Genomic DNA, 21,213 nt, shown 5'->3' on the forward strand with positions numbered 1-21,213 from the left:
CACTGTAATTTTTTATTTTTAACGAAACCCTAGCCCCGATTGAGGCATTTGTTGAAGCTCTTTTTGTGTTGTTGCACCTATGCAACACAAAAAAGCGACTGCCGAAAGCGGGAAATAGCTTCTTAACAAACTACTCTCTGTTTTCTATACTTTTGTAGGCTTCTATTACTTTTTTAACAAGTTTATGACGAATTACATCTTTATCATCTAAAAATATAATGCCTACGCCTTCTACATTTTTAAGGATTAAAAGGGCTTCTTTTAAACCTGATATGGTGCGCCGTGGCAAATCTATTTGCCCAGGATCTCCTGTTAATAAAAATTTGGCGTTTTTACCCATACGTGTTAAAAACATTTTCATTTGGGCGTGGGTAGTGTTTTGTCCTTCATCTAAAATAACAAATGCATTATCTAAAGTTCTACCTCGCATAAAAGCTAATGGCGCTATTTGTATGGTACCATTTTCTATATAATGCGCCAATTTTTCTGGTGCAATCATATCTCTTAAAGCGTCATATAAGGGTTGCATGTAAGGGTCTAACTTTTCTTTTAAATCGCCTGGTAAAAACCCAAGATTTTCTCCTGCTTCTACAGCGGGACGCGTTAAAATAATGCGTTTTACTTCTTTATTTTTTAATGCTTGTACCGCTAATGCAACACCTGTATAGGTTTTACCTGTTCCTGCCGGACCTATGGCAAAAACCATATCGTTTTTACGCATGCTTTCTACTAACCTACGCTGATTTACTGTTTGTGCTTTTATTATTTTACCGCCTACACCATGAACAATGACTTCGCCACTTTGTTTAGACGTGCTATATTCTTCGCTATTTACACTTGTTAAAACACGTTCTATAGCATTTTCATCTAGTTTATTATACTTTGCATAATGCTTTAAAAGCATGGTGAGTCTCCTATCAAATTCTTCTAAAAGTTCTTCATCACCAAAGGCTTTTATTTTATTGCCTCTGGCTACAATTTTAAGTTTAGGAAAGTACTTTTTTAAAAGCTCAATATTAACATTGTGTGCTCCAAAAAATTCTTTTGGAGTGATTTCTTCAAGTTCAAAAATTAATTCATTCAAAGGCGTAGATTATTTTAATTACTTATGAAATTATATTTAATCAGATAAAATGATTTGCTTAGTTTTGTAAAACTCAAAAATAAGCAAATTTGAGTGACCTAACGCTAAAAACATATCAACAATTTTGTCTATGGCAATTATTACTTTAACAACCGATTTTGGGGAAAAAGATTACTTTGCTGGCGCTATAAAAGGCGCTATTTATAGTGAACTACCTAATATTGAAATTGTTGATATCTCACATACTGTATCGCCTTTTAATATTTTAGAGGCGGCCTATATTATACAGAATGCGTATAGTAGTTTTCCTAAAGGTACCATTCATGTTATTGGTATTGATTCTGAATTAAATCAGGAAAACAAACACATTGCTATGAAGCTAGACGACCATTATTTTATTTGCGCCAATAATGGTATTATGAGTATGATTTGTTCTGAAATAGCTCCAGAAAAAATTGTAGAAATAAACATACATGATAAAATTCAAACTAGTTTTCCTGTTTTAGATGTTTTTGTTAAAGTAGCTTGCCATATTGCAAGAGGTGGTACCCTAGAGGTTATTGGTAAAACCATTAATGAAATTAAGCCCATAAAAAATATTCTACCTTATGTTAATGATGAAAAAAACCAAATAATGGGCAAGATTATTTATGTTGATAATTATGGTAATGTGGTAACTAATATTAAAAAGAGTTTTTTTGAAACCATACAAAAAGGACGTGCTTTTGAAATTTATGCTAGAAATTATAAGTTTAATACCATTTATAAAAAATATAGCGATATTGTAAATTTTGAAATACCCGAAGGTAAAAGAAATGATGAAGGCAAAGGCTTGGTGGTTTTTAACTCTGGAAACTTTTTAGAAATTGCAGTTTACAAAAGTAATTCTGCCACTGTAGGAAGTGCTAGTAGTTTAATGGGATTAGGACTTATGGATACCGTTAGCGTTAAATTTATTAATGAATAATTTATGCTTGTTAGAATTGTAAAAATGGGATTTCATGAAATGCATATTGATACATTTCTATCAAATTTTAATGCTAATAAAAAACAAATTAGAAACTTTAAGGGTTGTAAATTTTTAGAACTTTACAGAGATAAAAATAATCCAAATATATTTTTCACTTACAGTTATTGGGAAACTGAAAACGATTTGGAACAATACAGGCAGTCTGAATTATTTAAAAATGTCTGGAACAAAACCAAAGTACTTTTTAACATAAAACCAGAAGCTTGGAGTGTTGATAAACTAGAAACTTTAAAATAAATGTTAGCAATTTTAAGAAAAGAAATAAATTCCTTTTTTGCCTCACCCATTGGGTACTTAGTAATAGCTATTTTTCTATTACTAAATGGCTTGTTTTTATGGCTTTTTAAAGGCGAGTTTAACATTTTAGATTATGGATTTGCAGATTTATCATCGTTCTTTTTATTAGCACCATGGATACTTATTTTTCTTATTCCTGCCGTAACCATGCGCAGCTTTTCTGACGAAAAAAAACAAGGCACTTTAGAGTTACTTTTAACCAAACCCATATCTCATTTAAAAATAGTTTTAGGTAAATATTTTGGTGCATTTATACTCATTATTATAGCATTAACACCAACACTACTCTATGTTTATACCGTTTATCAATTAGGAAACCCTGTTGGAAATTTAGATGTTGGTAGCACACTAGGGTCTTATTTTGGTTTGTTGTTTTTAGCTGCTGCCTATACCGCTATTGGGGTGTTTAGCTCTACCCTATCAGATAATCAAATTGTGGCGTTTATTATTGCTGTGTTTTTATGTTTTCTGTTCTACATTGGTTTTGAAGGTATTGCCGATTTTACATCTAGCAATTTTATTGAACAATTAGGCATGAGTTACCACTTTAAAAGTATGGGACGAGGCGTGTTAGATACTACCAATATTATTTACTTTTTAAGTGTTACCATTTTCTTTATTGTACTTACTGTTATTGCTATTAAAAATGAAACTTTTAAGAAAAAACACCTGTCACAAATAACTACTGCTTTTGTTGTGTTAATAGGACTAAATATTGTTTCTAATTCTATACACAAACGTTTTGATTTAACAAAAGACAAACGCTACACTTTAAGCAAATCTGCTATAAACATCATAAAAGACATAGAGTCTCCTATTACTATTGATGTGTTTTTAGAAGGTGAAGATTTTCCTTCAGAATTTAGGCGCCTACAAGCTGAAACCAAACAACTACTAGAAGAGTTTTCTAATGTAAATGACAATATTGTTTTTAGTTTTATCAATCCGTTAGAAGACGAAGCTACTAAAGATAGAAACATTAAACAACTCAACAATCGTGGTTTAACCCCCATGCAATTAAGCGTTACAGAAAGTGGTAAGTCATCACAAGCTGTAATATTTCCATGGGCATTAGCAAGTTTTAATGAGCAAACAGTTGCCATTCCGCTTATAAAAAATAAAATTGGAGCCACACAACAAGAGTTAGTAAGTAATTCTGTTCAGCACTTAGAATACGCCTTTGCTGATGGTTTTAGCAAACTCACCAAACCCAAACGCCGAAAAATAGCAGTTTTAAAAGGCAATCAACAACTAGACGATATTTACATTGCAGATTTTCTTAAAAAATTAGGTGAATACTATTTTATTGCACCTTTTACCCTAGATAGTGTATCTAATAATGCTCAAAAAACTTTAGAAGATTTAAAGGATTTTGATTTAATTATTTCGGCAAAACCTACCCAACCATTTACAGAAGAAGAAAAATTAGTTTTAGACCAATTTACCATGAATGGTGGTAAAAGTCTCTGGTTAATAGATGCCGTAGCTATTGAAAAAGATAGTTTGTATAACGAAGCTGGTAAAAATTATGCCATTTCTAGAGATTTAAATTTAACCGATTTCTTTTTTAAATACGGTGTGCGCATAAATCCAAATATTGTTAGTTCCCTCTACTCTGCCCCAATAACATTGGCTATTGGCGAAGGTAGTAATTCGCAATTTCAGCATTTACAATGGCCTTATTCACCTTTAGCCGGTTCTAGCAGTAAGCACCCTATTGTAAACAACTTAAATCTTGTAAAATTTGACTTTGCTAACCAAATAGACACCTTAAAGAACGCATTAAAAAAGACTATCCTTTTAGAATCTGCGCCACTTACTAAATTAGAAGGAACCCCGCGCGAAATTAGTTTAGATTTAGTTACTAAACCACAAGACCCTAAATTGTTTAATAAAGGCAACCAAACATTGGCTGTTCTTTTAGAAGGTGAGTTTACCTCTGTGTATCATAATCTAATTAAACCCATAAAATTATCAACAATAAAAGACCAAAGTACACCAACCAAAATGATAATTATTGCCGATGGCGATGTTATTAAAAATGATGTGCTTAAAAACAAACCACAAGAATTAGGTTTTGATAGATGGACCGGACAAACTTACGGTAACAAAGAATTTTTACTTAATGCCGTAAATTATTTACTAGATGATGACGGACTTATAAACATTCGTTCTAAAGAAATAGCCGTAGCTTTCTTAAATCAGCAAAAAATAGCTTCAGAAAAAACCAAGTGGCAACTCGTAAACATCTTATTACCACTGGTATTACTAGGTATTTTTGGATTTATCTTTAATTTTATTAGAAAGAAAAAATACGCTTCTTAAATGTTAATAAGTTTGTTTCGGTTATTTATCTGTATCGAATATATTTGTAGATAGCATTTTATTCAAAAAAATTAAATTCATTAACATACATGAAATTTATAGTATCTAGCACGTATTTATTGAAACAGCTGCAGGTTTTAGGTGGCGTTATAAATAATTCTAATACCTTACCTATTTTAGATAATTTTTTATTTGAATTAGATAACAGTACACTTACTGTTTCGGCAAGTGATTTAGAAACCACCATGTCTTCTACCCTTGATGTAGAAAGTGATAGTACCGGAAGCGTTGCTATTCCTGCGCGTTTGTTACTTGATACTTTAAAAACCTTCCCAGAGCAACCTTTAACATTTGTTATAGAAGATAACAACACTGTAGAAATTAGCTCTAACCACGGTAAATATGCCCTAGCTTACGCCGATGGAAACGAATTTCCTAAAGCCGTAGCCTTAGAAGACCCTAGTAAAACCGTTGTTACTGGAGATGTTTTAGCAACAGCCATAAGCAAAACAATTTTTGCTGCTGGAAATGACGATTTACGCCCTGTAATGAGTGGTGTATTTTTTCAGTTTTCACAACAAGGACTAACATTTGTAGCAACCGATGCTCATAAATTAGTAAAATACACTAGAGAAGATATACAAGCAAATCAGGTTGCAGAATTTATTATGCCTAAAAAACCTTTAAATCTTTTAAAAGGTATTTTAGCTGCTAGTGAAGATGAAGTTGTTATTGAATATAATGAATCTAATGCTAAATTTACATTTGAAAATTCTGTTTTAATCTGTAGGCTTATTGATGGTAAATACCCCAACTATGAGGCGGTAATACCTAAAGAAAACCCTAATAAATTGGTGATAGACAGAACGCAATTTTTAAACTCTGTAAAACGTGTTAGCATTTTCTCTAACAAAACAACCCACCAAATACGTTTAAAAATTGCAGGTGCCGAGTTAAATATTTCTGCCGAAGATGTAGATTACAGCAATAAAGCCGAAGAGCGTTTAACTTGTGATTACCAAGGTGACGATATGCAAATTGGGTTTAACTCGCGTTTTTTAACCGAAATGCTAAACAACCTTAGCTCTGATGAAGTACAACTAGAAATGAGCATGCCTAATAGAGCCGGTATTTTAACACCAATTGATGGTTTAGATGAAGGTGAGCAAGTTACTATGCTTGTAATGCCCGTAATGCTAAATTCTTAATACATATTCTGAAAGTTTAATAAATAACAAAAACCAAATTTTTAAATCCTGATATTTTCTATCAGGATTTTTTTATATCTACTAACAAATGTTTTATCTAAAAATCAATTAGATTTTTCAGTAAGAAAATTCTAGATTAGCTTATTAGTGGATATAAATTAATTGTGCTGAACTTGTTCCTGTATTGAAAAGGTTTATAGCCTTAATTATGTTTCATAATACCAACCACATATTTTAGCACTTTGGTTTTTGCCAACGTTCAATCCCAAAGCTCTAAAAACTAAAAGAACTTAAATTTCCCATCGCTCGAATTGAATATATTGACAAAAAGATTTAAGTTTGTCAAAAAATGACAAGTCTTATGAAAACCACATTTGGAGAATACATCCGGCTTTTACGAAACAAAAACGAATTAACCTTAACTCAACTTGCAGCCAAACTGGACTTGGATTCTGCAAATTTGAGCAAAATAGAGAATGGAAAAAGAGATTTCGATGAAAAACGCTTACCAAAACTTGCGAAAATCTTCAAGCTTAATCTAACGGAATTACGGAATGAATATGTAACTGACCAAATTGGAAAACATATTTACGAAACTAATTGTACGAAACAACTTTTACAAGTCGCAGAAGAAAAAGCAGAATATCGCAGAAAACTTAATAAAACACTACAAGCATAATAAAATATGAATATAGTATCATTCTTCGCAGGAGCTGGCGGACTCGATTTAGGATTTGAAAAAGCAGGATTTAATGTTATTTGGGCAAACGAATATGACAAAGATATTTGGGAAACTTATGAGAAAAATCATAAAAAAACGATACTCGACAGACGAAGTATAGTAAACATAGAGTCTGACGAAGTTCCCGAATGCGATGGAATAATTGGTGGACCACCTTGTCAAAGTTGGAGTGAAGCAGGTTCATTACGTGGAATAAATGACAAAAGAGGACAATTATTTTATGACTTTATCCGAATATTAGAAGCAAAACAGCCAAAATTCTTTCTTGCTGAAAATGTAAGTGGAATGTTATTAGAAAGACACAAAAAAGCTTTAAATAATATTAAGGAAATGTTTAAAAATGCTGGATATAGATTGTCCTTTAAGTTATTAAATGCTTCTGACTTTGATGTTCCCCAAGACCGAAAAAGAGTATTTTTTGTAGGTATTCGAGAAGACCTTGGTTTTGAATTTAAATTTCCTAAACCATTAAAAAAGAAAGTGACTCTTGAACAGGCAATAGCTGATTTAAAAGATTCTGTTGTTCCAGCAAAAGATGGAAATAAGACAAATAAAGAAAATTGTAAAATCCCAAATCACGAATATATGATTGGCGGATTCTCTTCAATGTTTATGTCAAGGAATAGAGTAAGAAGTTGGGACGAACAGTCATTCACTATTCAAGCAGGAGGAAGACACGCCCCTATTCATCCACAAGCACCAAAGATGAAATTTATTGAGCAAAATATTCGCGTTTTTGTTCCAGGTAAAGAGGATTTATATCGCAGATTAAGTGTTAGAGAGTGCGCAAGAATTCAAACTTTTCCAAATGACTTCATATTCTATTATAACAATATTTCAGCTGGATACAAAATGATTGGAAATGCAGTTCCTGTTAATCTTGCAAAACATATTGCCATAAGTATTAAGTCTCAGATTGAGAATGCAGAAAATGAACCAAAACGAGTTGTAAAGAAAAAATTGGAATTAGAAAATACTCTTTCATAAATTTATGGCAAGTCAAACAATTAACGGTAAGGCATTTGAATATGCATTGCTATTTGAATTTTATGAACGTTTAAAGACAATAACAAGCGTTTCAATAACTGAAAACGAACCTTATAAAACGGCTAAAGGATTTTTCGATGGTTTTAGCGAACCAGATCAAGATACTTTTAGAATTACCGCCAGTGCTTCAATTAATTTTCTAATTGACATTGAACCGAGATTATCGAATGGTATTAGCAAAGATGATATTTTAGTTTTGGAATTAGTTAGTGACCAAACTGGACAAACTGGAGATGTTCGTGATATTTTGATGATTCGTTCTCTACAAAAATGGGAAATTGGAATTTCAGCAAAGAATAATCATAGAGCAGTTAAACATTCAAGGTTATCAAATAAAATCAACTTTGGAGAAAAATGGTTAGGTGTTTCTTGTTCAGACAATTACTTCGAGGAAATTAACCCGGTTTTTACAATGCTTGCTGATTTGAGAGCAAAGGACAAAGCTACTAAATGGACTTCGATTGAAAATATGCACCAAGTAGTTTATATTCCAATTTTAGATGCTTTCCGTAAAGAATTACTTCGTTTAGATAAAGAAAACCCAAACATTGTAGCAGAAAATTTGGTACAATATTTAATTGGGAATAAGGATTTTTACAAGGTAATTAAAGGTAAAAAGAAAGTCGAGATTCAGGCTTACAATTTACACGGAACTTTGAATTTGCCTTTTGAAAAAGTAAAACCAAAAGCCAAAATTCCAAAATTAAAATTACCAACAAGATTAATCGAAGTTGTTTACCAAGAAAATTCAACAACAACATTGTTAGTTTCTTTGAATGAGGGTTGGCAGATTTCTTTTAGAATTCATAATGCGAGTTCAAGAGTTGAACCATCATTGAAATTTGACATAAATTTAGTAAGTGCTCCACACACTTTATTTACGAATCATATATTTGTGAATGGATAAGCCAACGCATAAAGTCATACTCATTTGCAAGTCTCTACAGTCAACATACAAACCAAAAATTGCAAAAAAGTATATTTTTGCTAATCCACAATAAAGAAAAAAAACACAGCAATGTGTAAAAATAATAGCGATTTAATCGCTAAAAAAAAGTAAGTAAATACAAAAAATTTAGTATTTATCAGAAAGGTTAGTGTGTTCTAATCCGCTACTATTCCTATACTAGCCCCAGTAAGTCTTACTACAAAATAACTTTAAGTCACTAACTTTTTTCATTAGCACGCTCCATTACTAAAAACGGCACATCTATACTAAATGCAAACGTTTCTAAGGCGTGTCTGGTAAATAATCGTTCTAAAAATGAGTGCTTTTCACTAATCATAGAAAGTAAATTAATGTTGTTATCTGTTAGGTATTTATGTACGGTATCAAACATGTCTTTGTAATTAACATCAATAAAGTCATGAAAAGCATTTGGGAAATATGCATCAAAAAATTCCATATTTTGCATTTGTTTTTGTGCTAAATGATGCTCATCGGCCACATGTAAAATATAAAGTTCAGATTTGCAGAACGCTACAAGCCATTTTAAAGTTTCTAATTCTTCAATTGTAAATATATTAATATGATTGGTAGTAAAAGCTATTTTTTTTAAGCTAGAAAACTTACACCCATCTGGAATTGCTAAAACAGGTACATTACAACGTTGCATAACTCTTGCTGTGTTACTTCCAAAAAGAACGCGTTTTAAACCAGAGGCTCCTTTAGTACCCATAACTATTAAATCTACCTGATGTTTTTTTGAAGTTTGATTTATAGAATCTATAAAATTATCATAATCTACTATAGAATGAAATTTATGATTGCTGTTTTTCTTTTTTATTTCTATACCAGAAATAATATTAGAAATTGATTTTTTTGCGGCATCAATTAAGGTTGAATATATTGTTGTTGAAGTTGATACAGACATCATATCATCTGAAATAAATGATGACGCCTTTTGAACATTTAAAACATAAAAATCACAAACTTCATTTTTAAACAATTCTGTTGCATATTTAATAGCGTTAATAGAATTTTTAGAAAAATCTGTAGGTAATAATATAGTTTTCATAACTTCAATATTTTGATGTTAAGTAAATTTAACATTAACAATCTCATAAAACTATGACAAATATCAGTTACACAACCGGTTACAAACTATAAAACTAAAAATTAGTAAAATAATATAAAGCATTGTATTTTCGGCACAATAAATGATTATTGAACCGTTATAACCATAAATATTACTAAATGGCTCGTTTTTTTTACCTACTTATTTTTTTGTGGTCTTTTACTATAAATGCGCAAAATACGGCTGTTTCACCCAATGAAAAGCTTGTTTATACGGCTTCGTACAATATGTCTGGAATTCTTACTGATATTGCACAAGTAACCATGGAAACTAGCAACGTACAAACATCAAAAGCAACACTTTTAAGATTAAAATGTACTGCCGCCACATATAGCAAATGGGATAATTTTTTTAGAATTAGAGATTTGTATGAAAGTTACGTTAGCCCTAAAACTTTAAAACCCTATTTATACAAACGAAACATTAATGAAGGTAGTTATTTTAAGGCCATGAAATACACTTATAGCCATAAAACTAGCACCATTAAATCTGTACAAACTAAAAAGAAAAATCATGTTGAAAACAAAGATTTCAAATTTAGCCTAGGTGCAAAAGACATTGTATCTACACTGTACAATATTAGGTTGGTTAATTTTGAAGGCATGAATAAAGGCAGTCAAAAAACACTTACTATTATTTTTGACCGAAAAGAAACCAAAGCCTACATTACTTATTTAGGAAAAGAAACCATTAACACTGATATTGGCACAAAAACTTGTTACAAAATATCTATAGGAAGTCAATCTAAAATTTTAGAAGGAAGCAACAATAATGTATTGTGGCTTACTGCAGATGCCAACAAAATAATAGTATATGGTAAATTTAAAATACCTGTTGGAAATGGTGAGTTAAAAATAAAATCTGCCTCTGGATTAAAAAATTAAACAAAATGAAAAAAGTATTTACCGTATTAGCACTAATAACTTCTTTTTTAGCTATTATTTTAGCTGTTTTACCTGTTTCTAATTTAGCCATAATTCCAGCTGTTTTAGCCCTCATTTTCGGACTTTTGGCATTTTATTATTCAAAAAAAACTGGACAAGTAAAAAAAATAATTCAGTTTACCTTCTTTTTAACTATCATGGCACTAGCCATTACCACTTACAAAGCTGTTTTTACAAAAACCGAAGTAGCTAATACCGATGATTTAGAAGCCACAGAAACTAAATCTCAAGAAGATGCTATAGAAGAACTGGAAGAGTTAGAAATTGATGACATTGAGATAGACGAATCTGAACTAGAAGATATAGAGTTATAACGCAATCATTTTCAGGGTTATTCGTATATTTGGCAAGACTAAAACTAGGATACTCAGTTTAGTATACTAGTACATCTGACACCAAAAACACAGAATTTACCAGATGAAAATCCTTTTCTTGCTTTCAGCGCTCTCATTAGTTGGTACTTGTGCTACACCCAAATACACAACTAAAATTAAAAACTTAAAAAATAATATTCAACTGGTAGATAGTACACATGTTGTAAAATACGCTAGTACAATTACTGCCAAAGAATTAAAAACTCACCTCTATACTTTTTCATCAGATGAGTTTGAAGGTAGAAAATCTGGTGAACCAGGTCATGTAAAAGCCGCCCATTTTTTAAAAACATATTACCAAAACGAAAACATACAATCTGCCTTTGGTAATAGTAATTATTTTCAAACCATTCCAGCAGAATTTTTATCTAATAACATTAAAAGTACCAACAATGTTTTAGCTTTTATTGAAGGCTCTGAAAAACCAGATGAAATAGTGGTTATTTCTGCACATTTAGATCATTTAGGAATTGAGGAAGACGGACAAATAAATAATGGTGCAGATGATGATGGCTCTGGAACGGTAGCGCTTATGGAAATAGCTCAAGCTTTTAACTTAGCAAAAAACAAAGGTTTAGGTCCCAAAAGAAGCATACTTTTTCTTCATTTTACTGCTGAAGAGATAGGAAAAAAAGGCTCTGAATACTATACTGAACACCCCGTTTTTCCGTTAGAAAACACCGTAGTAAACCTTAATATAGACATGATTGGAAGAGTTGATGATTTACATCAAGAGAATAAAGATTATATTTATTTAATTGGTTCTGATAGAATGAGTACAGAATTACACTACCTGTCGGAAAAGGTAAATAATGCCTACTTCAACATATATCTAGACTATAAATACAATTCATTAAGAGATAGAAATAATTATTACTTTAGGTCAGATCATTATAACTTTGCTGCAAATGGTGTTCCTGTAATTTTTTATTTTAATGGTGAACACGCCGATTACCACAAGCCTACCGATACTGCAGATAAGATAGACTACCCGCTTTTAAAAAGAAGAACACAACTAGTCTTTGCTACGGCATGGCAAATAGCCAATCAGGAACAAAGAGTTCTATTAGATGAAAATAATAAACTATTAAATTAAATAAATAACTTTTTTGTAATATTACATTAATAAATAAACAATATGCGGAAATTAACGTTACTACTAATAGCATCATGTTTAATAGTGGCATGTAGCTCTTCAAAAAACAAAGAAAACAAAGAAGCAAACCCTGTAGATTATGCAAAAACTATAACTGCTAATGAGTTAAAAGATATGCTTTACACCTACGCATCTGACGACTATGAAGGCAGAAAAACAGGTGAACCTGGACAAAAAAAAGCCATTGAATTTATAAAAGAGCACTATATAGCTAATAAAATACCTTCTCCAATTGCTGAAGGCGATTATTTTCAAGAAATACCTGAATCTTTTTTTAATGGTCATGCAAATGCTGCTTCTGAAAATGTTTTAGCATACATTAAAGGTTCTGAAAAACCCGATGAAATTATAGTTATTTCTGCACACTTAGATCATATTGGGGTAAACACAAATGGAGAAATAAATAATGGAGCTGATGATGATGGCTCTGGCACAGTAGCTGTTTTAGAAATAGCAGAAGCTTTTAAAACAGCGGCCGATAATGGTCACGGACCAAAACGTTCTATTTTATTTTTACACGTAACAGGAGAAGAAATAGGTCTTTACGGTTCTAAATATTACACCGATGTTGACCCTATTTTTCCTTTAGAAAATACTGTTGCAGATTTAAATATTGACATGATTGGACGCGTAGATTCCAAACATGAAAATAACCCTAATTACTTATATTTAATTGGGTCTGATAAATTGAGTAAAGAACTACATGACTTGTCTGAGGCCGTTAATAAACAATATATCAATATGACGTTTGATTATACGTATAACGCTATTAATGACCCTAACCGTTTTTATTACAGATCTGACCACTACAATTTTGCAAAAAACAACATACCAGTTATCTTCTATTTTAATGGTACACATGCAGATTATCATAAACCAACCGATACGCCAGATAAAATTGAATATGAACTTTTAGAAACTAGAACACGCCTCATTTTTTACACGGCATGGGAATTGGCTAATAGAGAAGAACGTATTAAATTAGATTAGAAAAATAGGATCAATCTCAAAAGTTGGGTCTAAAGAGAAAAATAATTTTCTTTGTGCTTTAAATTATATTGATGAATAAAGACACTGAGTTATCCTTGTTAAGTTTAATATTACCAGAAGGAATATTAGAGTATTTTGATATTGTTGGATTCGATAAGAAGCCTATAAAGCATGTTTTATATGAGAACCGTCTAACGATATATTTGGAGGAGAAAAAACAAATACCATCTAAGTACAAGGATTGCAAGTATAAAGCCAGTGGCTTCATGGAGCCTCGAATAATCGAGGATTATCCCGTTCGAGACAATCTACTATCATTAAATCTTAAACGAAGGCGTTGGGACGTTCTACTTGATAAAAAGAGGATTAAAGTAAGTCGTGAATGGGATGAATTTATTGCACAGGGAACTCGAATATCAAAAGAGTTTGCTGCTTTTTTAAAAGAAATCGACTGATAATACTGCTCTGAGCAGCCAACAACTTGGGCACCAGTATGGTATGTCCGGAAAAAGGCTTCAAAGACATTATAAGGATCACTTAAGTGATTTTAAGCAATGGGAGCATAAGAGTCATGCTAAACAGTGGCTTGTTTTCCCTGAAAACTTAGGTTCTTATTTATCCATTGATGAGACAGCGCTGTCCAAGGGAGAGCTCTATACCATCATTACCAATAAGAAGGCCAAAGGAAAGAAAGGGGCTTTAGTTGGGATATTCCACGGAACTAAAGTGGAGCCTATTATCGAACAACTCTTGAAGATCCCAGCAAAGAAGCGTGCTAAAGTGAAAGAGATTACCTTAGACATGGCTAATTCTATGAAAACAATCTCCACTAAATGTTTCCCGAAAGCCATCCAAGTAACAGACAGGTTCCATGTACAGAAGCTGGCAATAGAGGCGCTCCAAGATCTTCGTATCAAATACCGATGGGAAGCTTTGGATCAAGAAAATGAACAGATAAAGCTATCTAGAGCTGCCGACAAAGAATTTAAACCTGTAACTTTTTCTAATGGTGATAGCTCAAAACAACTCCTGGCCAGGAGTAGATATCTACTGTATAAATCCCCAGATAAATGGACTCCAAATCAGAAAGAGAGGGGACAGATATTGTTTAATGAATACCCAGAATTAAAGAAAGCTTATGGACTTGTTCAAGGCTTGAGGAATATTTTTAACCAAGCCATAGATATTAAAGTAGCTTACACCAAACTAGCCCACTGGTACAAAGATGTAGAGGAGTCTGGATTTAAGAGCTTCCAAACGGTAGCCAATAGTATTACTTTAAATTACCGCTCTGTACTCAACTATTTTATAAACAGAAGTACTAATGCTTCAGCTGAATCCTTTAATGCCAAAGTAAAGGCTTTTAGATCTCAATTTAGGGGAGTCAGGAATACGGAATACTTCTTATATCGCTTGATTAAATTATATTCTTAAAATGGTAAAAACCCAGATTTTGGACTTGATCCGAAAAATATTTAGAACTAATCATAAAATTAGCAAACAAAAAAAGCCTTTCAAGAAATTGAAAGGCTTTGTATTTTTGGGTGGAAGATCGGTCTCGAACCGACGACCTCCTGAACCACAATCAGGCGCTCTAACCAACTGAGCTACAACCACCATTTAAATGCATTTTCACAATGCGAGTGCAAATGTAACGGATTTCAATTTTTCTGCAAAGACTTTTTTAATATTTTAAGCAATAAATCATCAAATTATTTTAAATCATACAAACTATCTACAGCAACATATCTTTCAACATTAAACCCTTCGGCATACTCTACCCCTATTAACCGCCCTAAATCTCTTGCTCTATACTCAACACTATCTTTAAAATTTTTACTAGATATAGGGGTTTCAGGTTCGTTACTCTTAGTATTAAAAAATTGTGTTTTATATGCTAAGACCGCTTCTATTTTTTTATCTATAAATCCAGAAACATCAACAACAAAATCTGGTTCTAAATTTTTCCATTGAATGTAATGATACACATATTTTGGCCTCCAAGGTTCCTGCCACGCATCATCGTCATCAATTTTAGTATCTATTTTAAGCAACCCGCTTAAAAAACAAGCATCACTAACTAGTTTACTTCCTTTTCCATGGTCAATATGTCTATCATCAATGGCATTACATAACACTATTTCGGGTTTATACTTTCGTATCATTTTAATAAGTTCTATTTGATGGTATTTATCATTAGTAAAAAACCCATCGGCAAACTTCATATTTATTCTAACTGAAGCTCCTAAAATTTTTCTAGCCTCCTCAGATTCTATTTTTCTGGTTTCAGCTGTTCCTCTGGTACCTAGTTCTCCTCTAGTTAAATCTATAATACCAACTTTTTTACCATTTGAAATTTCTTTGGCTAAGGTAGCTCCACAACCTAATTCCACATCATCAGGATGCGCTCCAATGGCTAATATATCTAATTTCATATTTTTAATTTTTTTCACATAAATACTTAACTTTAATTTAAATATTATGTGATTTTTTATTTTTTTATTAGTTTATTGAATGTTCTTATGTTTAATTATTCAAAAGAAAGTAGTAAACTCGCAAAAGTCATAATTACGAAAACGTCTTCGTTAGTGGTTTCTTTAATTTTTATATGATAAATATAATAATTATTGAAAAATAATGACTCTATGTAAAGTATGACTTTCGTCATAATAAATAGCAATAAGCAGTAGTAATTTTATCATATAATTAATAGCAGATAAAACAAATCAATAAAAAATTAACCAGAAAACACAAAAATTATGTATTTAATGCTCTTCATTTTAGTTGTCACAATAGGTCTCTTTGTCTGGGGAAAATTTACACCAGATATTGTAGCCTTAATATCTATGATAACGTTGTACTTAACGGGTATTTTAACAGCGCCAGAAACTTTGAGCGGATTCAGTAACCCTACAGTTGTTATGATTGCCGCTCTTTTTATTATAGGTGAAGGTATAGCGCAAACAGGCTGGACGGCTATGGCTGGTAAGAAATTTGTAGAATGGGCTGGTAAAAGCGTTCCTAAACTACTAGTTATTGTAAGTTTAGGTGCTGGTGTTTTATCTGGTTTTGTTAGTAATACTGGTACCGTAGCAACTTTAATGCCCTTAACTATTTCATCTGCTTGGAGCATTGGTACTTTACCTTCTAAAATGTTAATGCCTGTGGCTTTTGGTTCTAATACTGGTGGCTTACTTACATTAACGGGTACTCCTCCTAATATTATAGCAAGCAATGCGTTAGTAGAATCTGGTTTTGAAGGCTTTTCTTTCTTCGAATTTGGTCTTATTGGAGTCCCTCTTTTAATAGTTGCTTTACTATATTTTAGATATGTAGGGTTTAAATTATTACCAAAAAACCACACAAATAATAAACCTGTAAATATAGAATCTACACTACATAATTGGATTGAAGCTTATAGAATTGATGGAGATTATTATAGATTACGTGTAAGATCTATATCTCCCCTTATAAACACGAAACTCAGCGAATGGGATTTTGAGAAAAATTTTAATGTTACAGTTATTAGATTGAAAAGAAGACATCCAAACGTATTGAAAAAAATACCTCAGTTTGTTGAGTTTCCAGATCCTAATACTGTTTTAAGATATCATGATATTATAACTGTTAAAGGTGATACAGAAGCTATTAACCGAATCATGATTAATTTTAGACTAGGTTTATTACCCCTAGAACCTGTGACAGATGAATTAAAACACAACCTTATTAACCAAGAGGTTGGAATGGCAGAGGTAATTGTTAACCCAAATTCCATTTTTGTTGGAAGAACCTATAAACTAGGTGATTATTTTAAAAGGTTTGGTATTCAATTACTAGCTGCTTCCAGAAACAACAAACCTTTACTAGACAAAGAAATTAAAGTAAAAGTAGGTGATGCTTTTTTACTTAGAGGTACTTGGAAAAGTATTGAAGACCTTAAAACCCAACATGGTAACTTGGTAATTTGTGGTAGCCCTGAAGGAATGGCTAAAAATGTAGAAAGTTTAAACCATAAATCATGGATTGCTTTAGGATCTTTATTACTCATGATTATTTTTATGGTATTTAAAATTGTACCAGGCTCTATTGCTGCTTTAATTTCTGCTGGTATTATACTGTTAACAGGCTGTATTCCTATGGCTAAAGCTTATAAAGGCATTAGCTGGACTAGTGTAATTATGATTGCCGCTATGATACCTATGGGTATAGCGTTACAAAAAACAGGAACTGCGCAAGTAATAGCAAATGGACTAGTAAGTTATTTAGGGTCTATTCATCCCGTTTTATTACTTGGTGGCGTATTCTTATTAACAACTACTTTTAGTCAGGTAATAAACAACTCTGCAACAGCAGTACTTATGGCTCCTATTGCCATACTTGCAGCCAAATCATTAAACCTATCTCCAGAACCATTCATGATAGTTGTTGCTATTAGTGCCTCTACAGCATTTTTAACGCCAATAGGTACTACAACAAATGCCATGGTAATGACGGCAGGTGGCTACAAGTTTATGAATTACTTAAAAGTTGGAGCACCATTATTATTATTATTCTTAATTATCTCATTAATACTCGTGCCAATTATATGGCCATTTTAATAAAATTATTTAGTAAGAACCTTAAAATTGAACAAAATGAATACATCTATGACTTCTAAAAAAACCCACGACCTATCTAAATATGGGTTAAAAGACGCAACAGTTCATTGGAATTTATCTCCAAAAGAACTTCAAAAAATCACAGTTGAAAAAGGAATGGGCAAAGAAACTGCTAATGGTACCTTAGCCGTTAATACTGGAAAATTTACAGGACGTTCTCCTCAAGACCGCTTTATTGTAAAAGATGACTATACTGCAGAAAGAGTTTGGTGGGGAAAAACAAATAAAGCAGTATCTCCTGAAAATTTTGATAAACTTGAAAAAGAAATTATCAAATATCTTTCTGGAAAAGAAATTTATGCAAGAGATGGCTATGTTTGTGCAGAGCCTGAATATAGAACAAATGTTAGAACGATAACCGAACTTCCTTGGTCTAATATGTTTGTTTATAACATGTTTTTAAGACCTAGCGAAAAAGAATTTGAAAACTTTAAAGAAGATTGGTTAGTACTTTGTGCTCCTGGTTATGAATGTCCAGACCCAAAAGCTTTCGGCATCCGCCAAGGAAACTTTTCAATTCTAAACTTTACCAAAAAAATAGCATTAGTTGGTGGTTCTGCATATACTGGAGAAATTAAAAAAGGTATCTTCTCTGCTATGAACATGGTTTTACCTGTAGAAAAAAACGTATTACCAATGCACTGCTCTGCAAACGTAGGCAAAAAAGGTGATACGGCTATTTTCTTCGGATTATCTGGAACAGGAAAAACAACACTTTCTGCAGATCCAGAAAGAAAATTAATTGGTGATGATGAACACGGTTGGACTGCAGACAACACCATTTTTAACTTTGAAGGTGGATGTTATGCAAAAGTAATCGATTTATCTGAAGAAAAAGAGCCAGACATCTTTAGAGCTGTTAAACCAGGTGCTTTACTTGAAAACATAGTTTTAAAAGAAAACGGAGAACCAGATTATTTAGATAGCAGTATAACACAAAACACACGTGTAAGCTACCCTATTTATCATATTGATAATATTCAAGAAACACTTTACGCAAACAACCCAAAAAATATTTTCTTTTTAACTTGTGATGCTTTTGGTGTGTTACCTCCTGTTTCAAAATTAACTCCTGGTCAAGCGGCTTACCACTTTATCTCTGGTTATACAGCTAAAGTTGCTGGAACAGAAGCTGGAATAACTGAGCCTGTGCCATCATTCTCTGCTTGTTTTGGCGAACCATTTATGCCATTACACCCAACAGTTTACGGCGAAATGTTAAGTAAAAAAATGACTGAAGCTGGCGTTAACGTTTGGTTAATAAACACAGGCTGGAGTGCCGGACCTTACGGTGTTGGATCTCGTATCAAGCTTAAATACACTAGAGCCATGATTACTGCTATTCTAAACGGTGAATTAGACAATGTAGATTATGACCAAAACTTTATTTTTGGATTATATATGCCTAAATATTGTCCTGGTGTACCAACTGAAATTTTAGACCCAATGAATACTTGGTTACAAAAAGGAGCTTATGTTGGAAAAGCTATACAGTTAGCACACTCATTCCACTTAAACTTCGAAAAATTTGCTAGTCAAGCTTCAACACAAATAATTGAAGGTGGTCCACTAATTGATGAACACCATCACTTACACGAACACTTTTAATAGGTTTTTATTAAAAACTAAAGGGAGTTCTTAAGAACTCCCTTTATAATTAACCTTTATTTTAATTTAGAATGAAACAATATTTAGCCCTTATATTACTTTTTTTAAGTTTAAATACTTTTGCACAATCTCCTGTTGAAGATAAAATAGGTTCTTGGTTTACCTATGGTGGTACTTATAGAATTTCAGATAAAATTAGTGTTAGCAACGTTGTACAGTCATGGCACTACGAAATTGCTGATAATTTCAATTTTTTTCTTGCCAATTTAGCTTTTAACTATCACGTTTCTCCTAAGTTTACTACCTCTGTATCTTATGGTTGGACGGATATAGATAGCGGTTTTGAGAAAAGTGGATCACACACCTACGAAAATAGAATTTATGAACAATTAGGCTACAAACATAAATTAGCTAATCTTCCTTTTGACCATAGATTAAGGTTAGAACAACGATTTTTAAACAAACCTGCTCCTATAGAAAACGTAATGCACAACCGTATGCGTTATAGAATAGGTACCAAAATAACATTAAACAAAACCCTTTTTATTAGGTTGAATAATGAATTTATTTGGACTATTGAAACCAAAAAGAATGATGGCTTTACAGAAAACAGAGCTTACGGAGCCTTAGGTATTAATGTTTTTAAATCTGCCAACCTTCAAGTTGGTTATTTAAACAGAAAAATAAGTGGCTTAGATTTACATAGATTACAACTAGGATTCTTTTACAAAGTAGATTTTAGAAAAAAAACAGAGTAGTTATTCTTGAAATGTCCAAGCAATAATTCTTGATAATTTATTGCCTTGCCCCATATTAATAACTTTAACAGTTTTAGCGTTAAGTTTTTTAAGAGATACTTTCAATCCTCTAATCAATTCTTTTTTAGATACTAATGATGTAAACCAGATACTCTGATTTTTGTATAAAGAACTTTCATATATATAATTATGAAGAAATGCTTTTTCACCCCCTTTATACCAAAGTTCATTATGTTTACCAGAAAAGTTTCTAATAAGTTTGTCTTGAGATGTATTTAATCCTTTTAATTTTCTAGCAGTAGCAGCTATAGCTTCTTGTTCTGATTTGTAAAAAGGTGGATTACACATGGTTATTGAAAATTTGTCTGCAGAAGTTAAAATACCTTTTAAAATGTGTTGACTGTTTTCTTGAAATCTTAATGTAATATCATTTGTTAAATCATTTTTATCAATAATATGTTGTGCATGTTTTAAAGAATTTTTGTCAATGTCAGTTCCAACAAAATTCCATTGGTACTCAGCATTTCCTAGAATAGGATAAATACAACTAGCACCTGTTCCTATATCTAAAACTTTAATTTTTTCAGATATTTTAGTTTCAACTAATAAATCGTATAAATAATGAATATAATCAACTCTACCTGGAATTGGCGGACATAGATTTTTATCTGGAAATTCCCAAAACTTAACGTTATAATACGCTAATAACAAACTCGTGTTAAGCGCTTTAACTGCTTTAGGGTTTGAAAAATCTATAGTTTGTGTTTTGTATTTATTAACAAATACAAAAGATTTTAAACTAGAAAATACGCTGCATAAAACATCAAAATCATAACCAAATTTATGCTTGTTTTTATGATGCAATTGTGAAGTCACCCTAATTGTTTAAAATTAATTTAGCTAAAGTGCTTATA

The 21,213-nt window shown here is 31.9% G+C and carries 20 protein-coding genes and 1 tRNA gene; 16 read left to right on the plus strand and 5 right to left on the minus strand.

The window, feature by feature from the left end:
* Nucleotides 1-130: 130 nt before the first annotated feature.
* Nucleotides 131-1,084 carry a PhoH family protein gene (locus BWZ22_RS01025; protein ID WP_076697338.1) on the minus strand — a complete coding sequence of 318 codons (954 nt, stop codon included), beginning with the start codon at nt 1,082-1,084 and terminating at the stop codon, nt 131-133.
* Nucleotides 1,085-1,214: 130 nt separating this feature from the next.
* Between BWZ22_RS01025 and BWZ22_RS01030 the strand changes: the two genes are divergently transcribed.
* From BWZ22_RS01030 to BWZ22_RS01060, 7 genes are all read left to right on the plus strand, one after another.
* Nucleotides 1,215-2,051: an S-adenosyl-l-methionine hydroxide adenosyltransferase family protein gene (locus tag BWZ22_RS01030; protein ID WP_076697340.1), complete on the plus strand. Its 837-nt coding sequence runs from the start codon at nt 1,215-1,217 to the stop codon at nt 2,049-2,051.
* 3 nt (nt 2,052-2,054) lie between these two features.
* Nucleotides 2,055-2,351 carry a putative quinol monooxygenase gene (locus BWZ22_RS01035; protein WP_076697343.1) on the plus strand — a complete coding sequence of 99 codons (297 nt, stop codon included), beginning with the start codon at nt 2,055-2,057 and terminating at the stop codon, nt 2,349-2,351.
* Nucleotides 2,352-4,736, plus strand: a complete 2,385-nt coding sequence (gene gldG, locus BWZ22_RS01040; RefSeq protein ID WP_076697345.1) for a gliding motility-associated ABC transporter substrate-binding protein GldG — start codon at nt 2,352-2,354, stop codon at nt 4,734-4,736.
* Nucleotides 4,737-4,825: 89 nt separating this feature from the next.
* On the plus strand, nt 4,826-5,944 hold the full coding sequence (gene dnaN, locus BWZ22_RS01045) for a DNA polymerase III subunit beta (protein ID WP_076697348.1): 1,119 nt from the start codon (nt 4,826-4,828) through the stop codon (nt 5,942-5,944).
* 361 nt (nt 5,945-6,305) lie between these two features.
* Nucleotides 6,306-6,623 carry a helix-turn-helix domain-containing protein gene (locus tag BWZ22_RS01050; RefSeq protein ID WP_076702207.1) on the plus strand — a complete coding sequence of 106 codons (318 nt, stop codon included), beginning with the start codon at nt 6,306-6,308 and terminating at the stop codon, nt 6,621-6,623.
* 6 nt (nt 6,624-6,629) lie between these two features.
* Nucleotides 6,630-7,673 carry a DNA cytosine methyltransferase gene (locus BWZ22_RS01055; RefSeq protein WP_076697350.1) on the plus strand — a complete coding sequence of 348 codons (1,044 nt, stop codon included), beginning with the start codon at nt 6,630-6,632 and terminating at the stop codon, nt 7,671-7,673.
* Between the two features lie 4 nt (nt 7,674-7,677).
* Complete coding sequence (locus tag BWZ22_RS01060; RefSeq protein ID WP_076697353.1) at nt 7,678-8,640, plus strand: HaeIII family restriction endonuclease; 963 nt, start codon at nt 7,678-7,680, stop codon at nt 8,638-8,640.
* Nucleotides 8,641-8,899: 259 nt separating this feature from the next.
* Here BWZ22_RS01060 and BWZ22_RS01065 read toward each other — a convergent pair whose 3' ends face one another.
* Nucleotides 8,900-9,751: a universal stress protein gene (locus tag BWZ22_RS01065; RefSeq protein ID WP_076697355.1), complete on the minus strand. Its 852-nt coding sequence runs from the start codon at nt 9,749-9,751 to the stop codon at nt 8,900-8,902.
* A 179-nt stretch (nt 9,752-9,930) separates the two neighbouring features.
* Here BWZ22_RS01065 and BWZ22_RS01070 point away from each other — a divergent pair, with 179 nt between their 5' ends.
* The 6 genes from BWZ22_RS01070 (at nt 9,931) to BWZ22_RS01095 (ending at nt 14,709) form a co-directional block, all read left to right on the plus strand.
* Nucleotides 9,931-10,695: a DUF3108 domain-containing protein gene (locus BWZ22_RS01070; RefSeq protein ID WP_076697358.1), complete on the plus strand. Its 765-nt coding sequence runs from the start codon at nt 9,931-9,933 to the stop codon at nt 10,693-10,695.
* Nucleotides 10,696-10,700: 5 nt separating this feature from the next.
* Nucleotides 10,701-11,069 (plus strand): FUSC family protein, encoded by a 369-nt coding sequence (locus BWZ22_RS01075; RefSeq protein ID WP_076697360.1) that lies wholly within the window; start codon nt 10,701-10,703, stop codon nt 11,067-11,069.
* A 103-nt stretch (nt 11,070-11,172) separates the two neighbouring features.
* On the plus strand, nt 11,173-12,225 hold the full coding sequence (locus BWZ22_RS01080; RefSeq protein WP_076697363.1) for a M28 family metallopeptidase: 1,053 nt from the start codon (nt 11,173-11,175) through the stop codon (nt 12,223-12,225).
* Between the two features lie 42 nt (nt 12,226-12,267).
* Nucleotides 12,268-13,275, plus strand: a complete 1,008-nt coding sequence (locus tag BWZ22_RS01085) for a M28 family metallopeptidase (protein ID WP_076697365.1) — start codon at nt 12,268-12,270, stop codon at nt 13,273-13,275.
* A gap of 71 nt (nt 13,276-13,346) precedes the next feature.
* On the plus strand, nt 13,347-13,730 hold the full coding sequence (locus BWZ22_RS01090; protein WP_076697215.1) for a hypothetical protein: 384 nt from the start codon (nt 13,347-13,349) through the stop codon (nt 13,728-13,730).
* 43 nt (nt 13,731-13,773) lie between these two features.
* Entirely contained in the window at nt 13,774-14,709 is a 936-nt protein-coding gene (locus BWZ22_RS01095; RefSeq protein WP_076697213.1) for a transposase, read from the plus strand.
* Between the two features lie 108 nt (nt 14,710-14,817).
* On the opposite strand, the gene BWZ22_RS01100 is transcribed toward BWZ22_RS01095, so the two are convergent.
* Nucleotides 14,818-14,893 (minus strand) — tRNA-His (locus tag BWZ22_RS01100).
* Between the two features lie 94 nt (nt 14,894-14,987).
* Nucleotides 14,988-15,710: a bacillithiol biosynthesis deacetylase BshB1 gene (gene bshB1 / locus BWZ22_RS01105; RefSeq protein WP_076697368.1), complete on the minus strand. Its 723-nt coding sequence runs from the start codon at nt 15,708-15,710 to the stop codon at nt 14,988-14,990.
* A 333-nt stretch (nt 15,711-16,043) separates the two neighbouring features.
* On the opposite strand from bshB1, the gene BWZ22_RS01110 reads away from it, so the two are divergent.
* The 3 genes from BWZ22_RS01110 to BWZ22_RS01120 all read left to right on the plus strand — a co-directional run bounded on the left by BWZ22_RS01110 (nt 16,044) and on the right by BWZ22_RS01120 (nt 20,299).
* Nucleotides 16,044-17,873 (plus strand): SLC13 family permease, encoded by a 1,830-nt coding sequence (locus tag BWZ22_RS01110; protein WP_083692413.1) that lies wholly within the window; start codon nt 16,044-16,046, stop codon nt 17,871-17,873.
* Nucleotides 17,874-17,909: 36 nt separating this feature from the next.
* Complete coding sequence (gene pckA, locus BWZ22_RS01115) at nt 17,910-19,541, plus strand: phosphoenolpyruvate carboxykinase (ATP) (protein WP_076697373.1); 1,632 nt, start codon at nt 17,910-17,912, stop codon at nt 19,539-19,541.
* 71 nt (nt 19,542-19,612) lie between these two features.
* Nucleotides 19,613-20,299, plus strand: a complete 687-nt coding sequence (locus BWZ22_RS01120; protein ID WP_076697375.1) for a DUF2490 domain-containing protein — start codon at nt 19,613-19,615, stop codon at nt 20,297-20,299.
* Here the strand turns inward: BWZ22_RS01120 and rlmF are convergent, their stop codons facing one another.
* Entirely contained in the window at nt 20,300-21,175 is an 876-nt protein-coding gene (gene rlmF, locus BWZ22_RS01125) for a 23S rRNA (adenine(1618)-N(6))-methyltransferase RlmF (RefSeq protein WP_076697377.1), read from the minus strand.
* Nucleotides 21,176-21,213 lie beyond the last annotated feature (38 nt).

The organism is Seonamhaeicola sp. S2-3, assembly GCF_001971785.1.
In the GTDB taxonomy this organism is placed as follows: domain Bacteria; phylum Bacteroidota; class Bacteroidia; order Flavobacteriales; family Flavobacteriaceae; genus Seonamhaeicola.

Coding starts and splice junctions, on each gene's coding strand:
- BWZ22_RS01030 (WP_076697340.1), top strand. CDS start 1,215: ATGGCAATTATTACTTTAACAACCGATTTTGGGGAAAAAGATTACTTT.
- BWZ22_RS01035 (WP_076697343.1), top strand. CDS start 2,055: ATGCTTGTTAGAATTGTAAAAATGGGATTTCATGAAATGCATATTGAT.
- gldG (WP_076697345.1), top strand. CDS start 2,352: ATGTTAGCAATTTTAAGAAAAGAAATAAATTCCTTTTTTGCCTCACCC.
- dnaN (WP_076697348.1), top strand. CDS start 4,826: ATGAAATTTATAGTATCTAGCACGTATTTATTGAAACAGCTGCAGGTT.
- BWZ22_RS01050 (WP_076702207.1), top strand. CDS start 6,306: ATGAAAACCACATTTGGAGAATACATCCGGCTTTTACGAAACAAAAAC.
- BWZ22_RS01055 (WP_076697350.1), top strand. CDS start 6,630: ATGAATATAGTATCATTCTTCGCAGGAGCTGGCGGACTCGATTTAGGA.
- BWZ22_RS01060 (WP_076697353.1), top strand. CDS start 7,678: ATGGCAAGTCAAACAATTAACGGTAAGGCATTTGAATATGCATTGCTA.
- BWZ22_RS01065 (WP_076697355.1), bottom strand. CDS start 9,751: ATGAAAACTATATTATTACCTACAGATTTTTCTAAAAATTCTATTAAC.
- BWZ22_RS01070 (WP_076697358.1), top strand. CDS start 9,931: ATGGCTCGTTTTTTTTACCTACTTATTTTTTTGTGGTCTTTTACTATA.
- BWZ22_RS01075 (WP_076697360.1), top strand. CDS start 10,701: ATGAAAAAAGTATTTACCGTATTAGCACTAATAACTTCTTTTTTAGCT.
- BWZ22_RS01080 (WP_076697363.1), top strand. CDS start 11,173: ATGAAAATCCTTTTCTTGCTTTCAGCGCTCTCATTAGTTGGTACTTGT.
- BWZ22_RS01085 (WP_076697365.1), top strand. CDS start 12,268: ATGCGGAAATTAACGTTACTACTAATAGCATCATGTTTAATAGTGGCA.
- BWZ22_RS01090 (WP_076697215.1), top strand. CDS start 13,347: ATGAATAAAGACACTGAGTTATCCTTGTTAAGTTTAATATTACCAGAA.
- BWZ22_RS01095 (WP_076697213.1), top strand. CDS start 13,774: ATGTCCGGAAAAAGGCTTCAAAGACATTATAAGGATCACTTAAGTGAT.
- bshB1 (WP_076697368.1), bottom strand. CDS start 15,710: ATGAAATTAGATATATTAGCCATTGGAGCGCATCCTGATGATGTGGAA.
- BWZ22_RS01110 (WP_083692413.1), top strand. CDS start 16,044: ATGCTCTTCATTTTAGTTGTCACAATAGGTCTCTTTGTCTGGGGAAAA.
- pckA (WP_076697373.1), top strand. CDS start 17,910: ATGAATACATCTATGACTTCTAAAAAAACCCACGACCTATCTAAATAT.
- BWZ22_RS01120 (WP_076697375.1), top strand. CDS start 19,613: ATGAAACAATATTTAGCCCTTATATTACTTTTTTTAAGTTTAAATACT.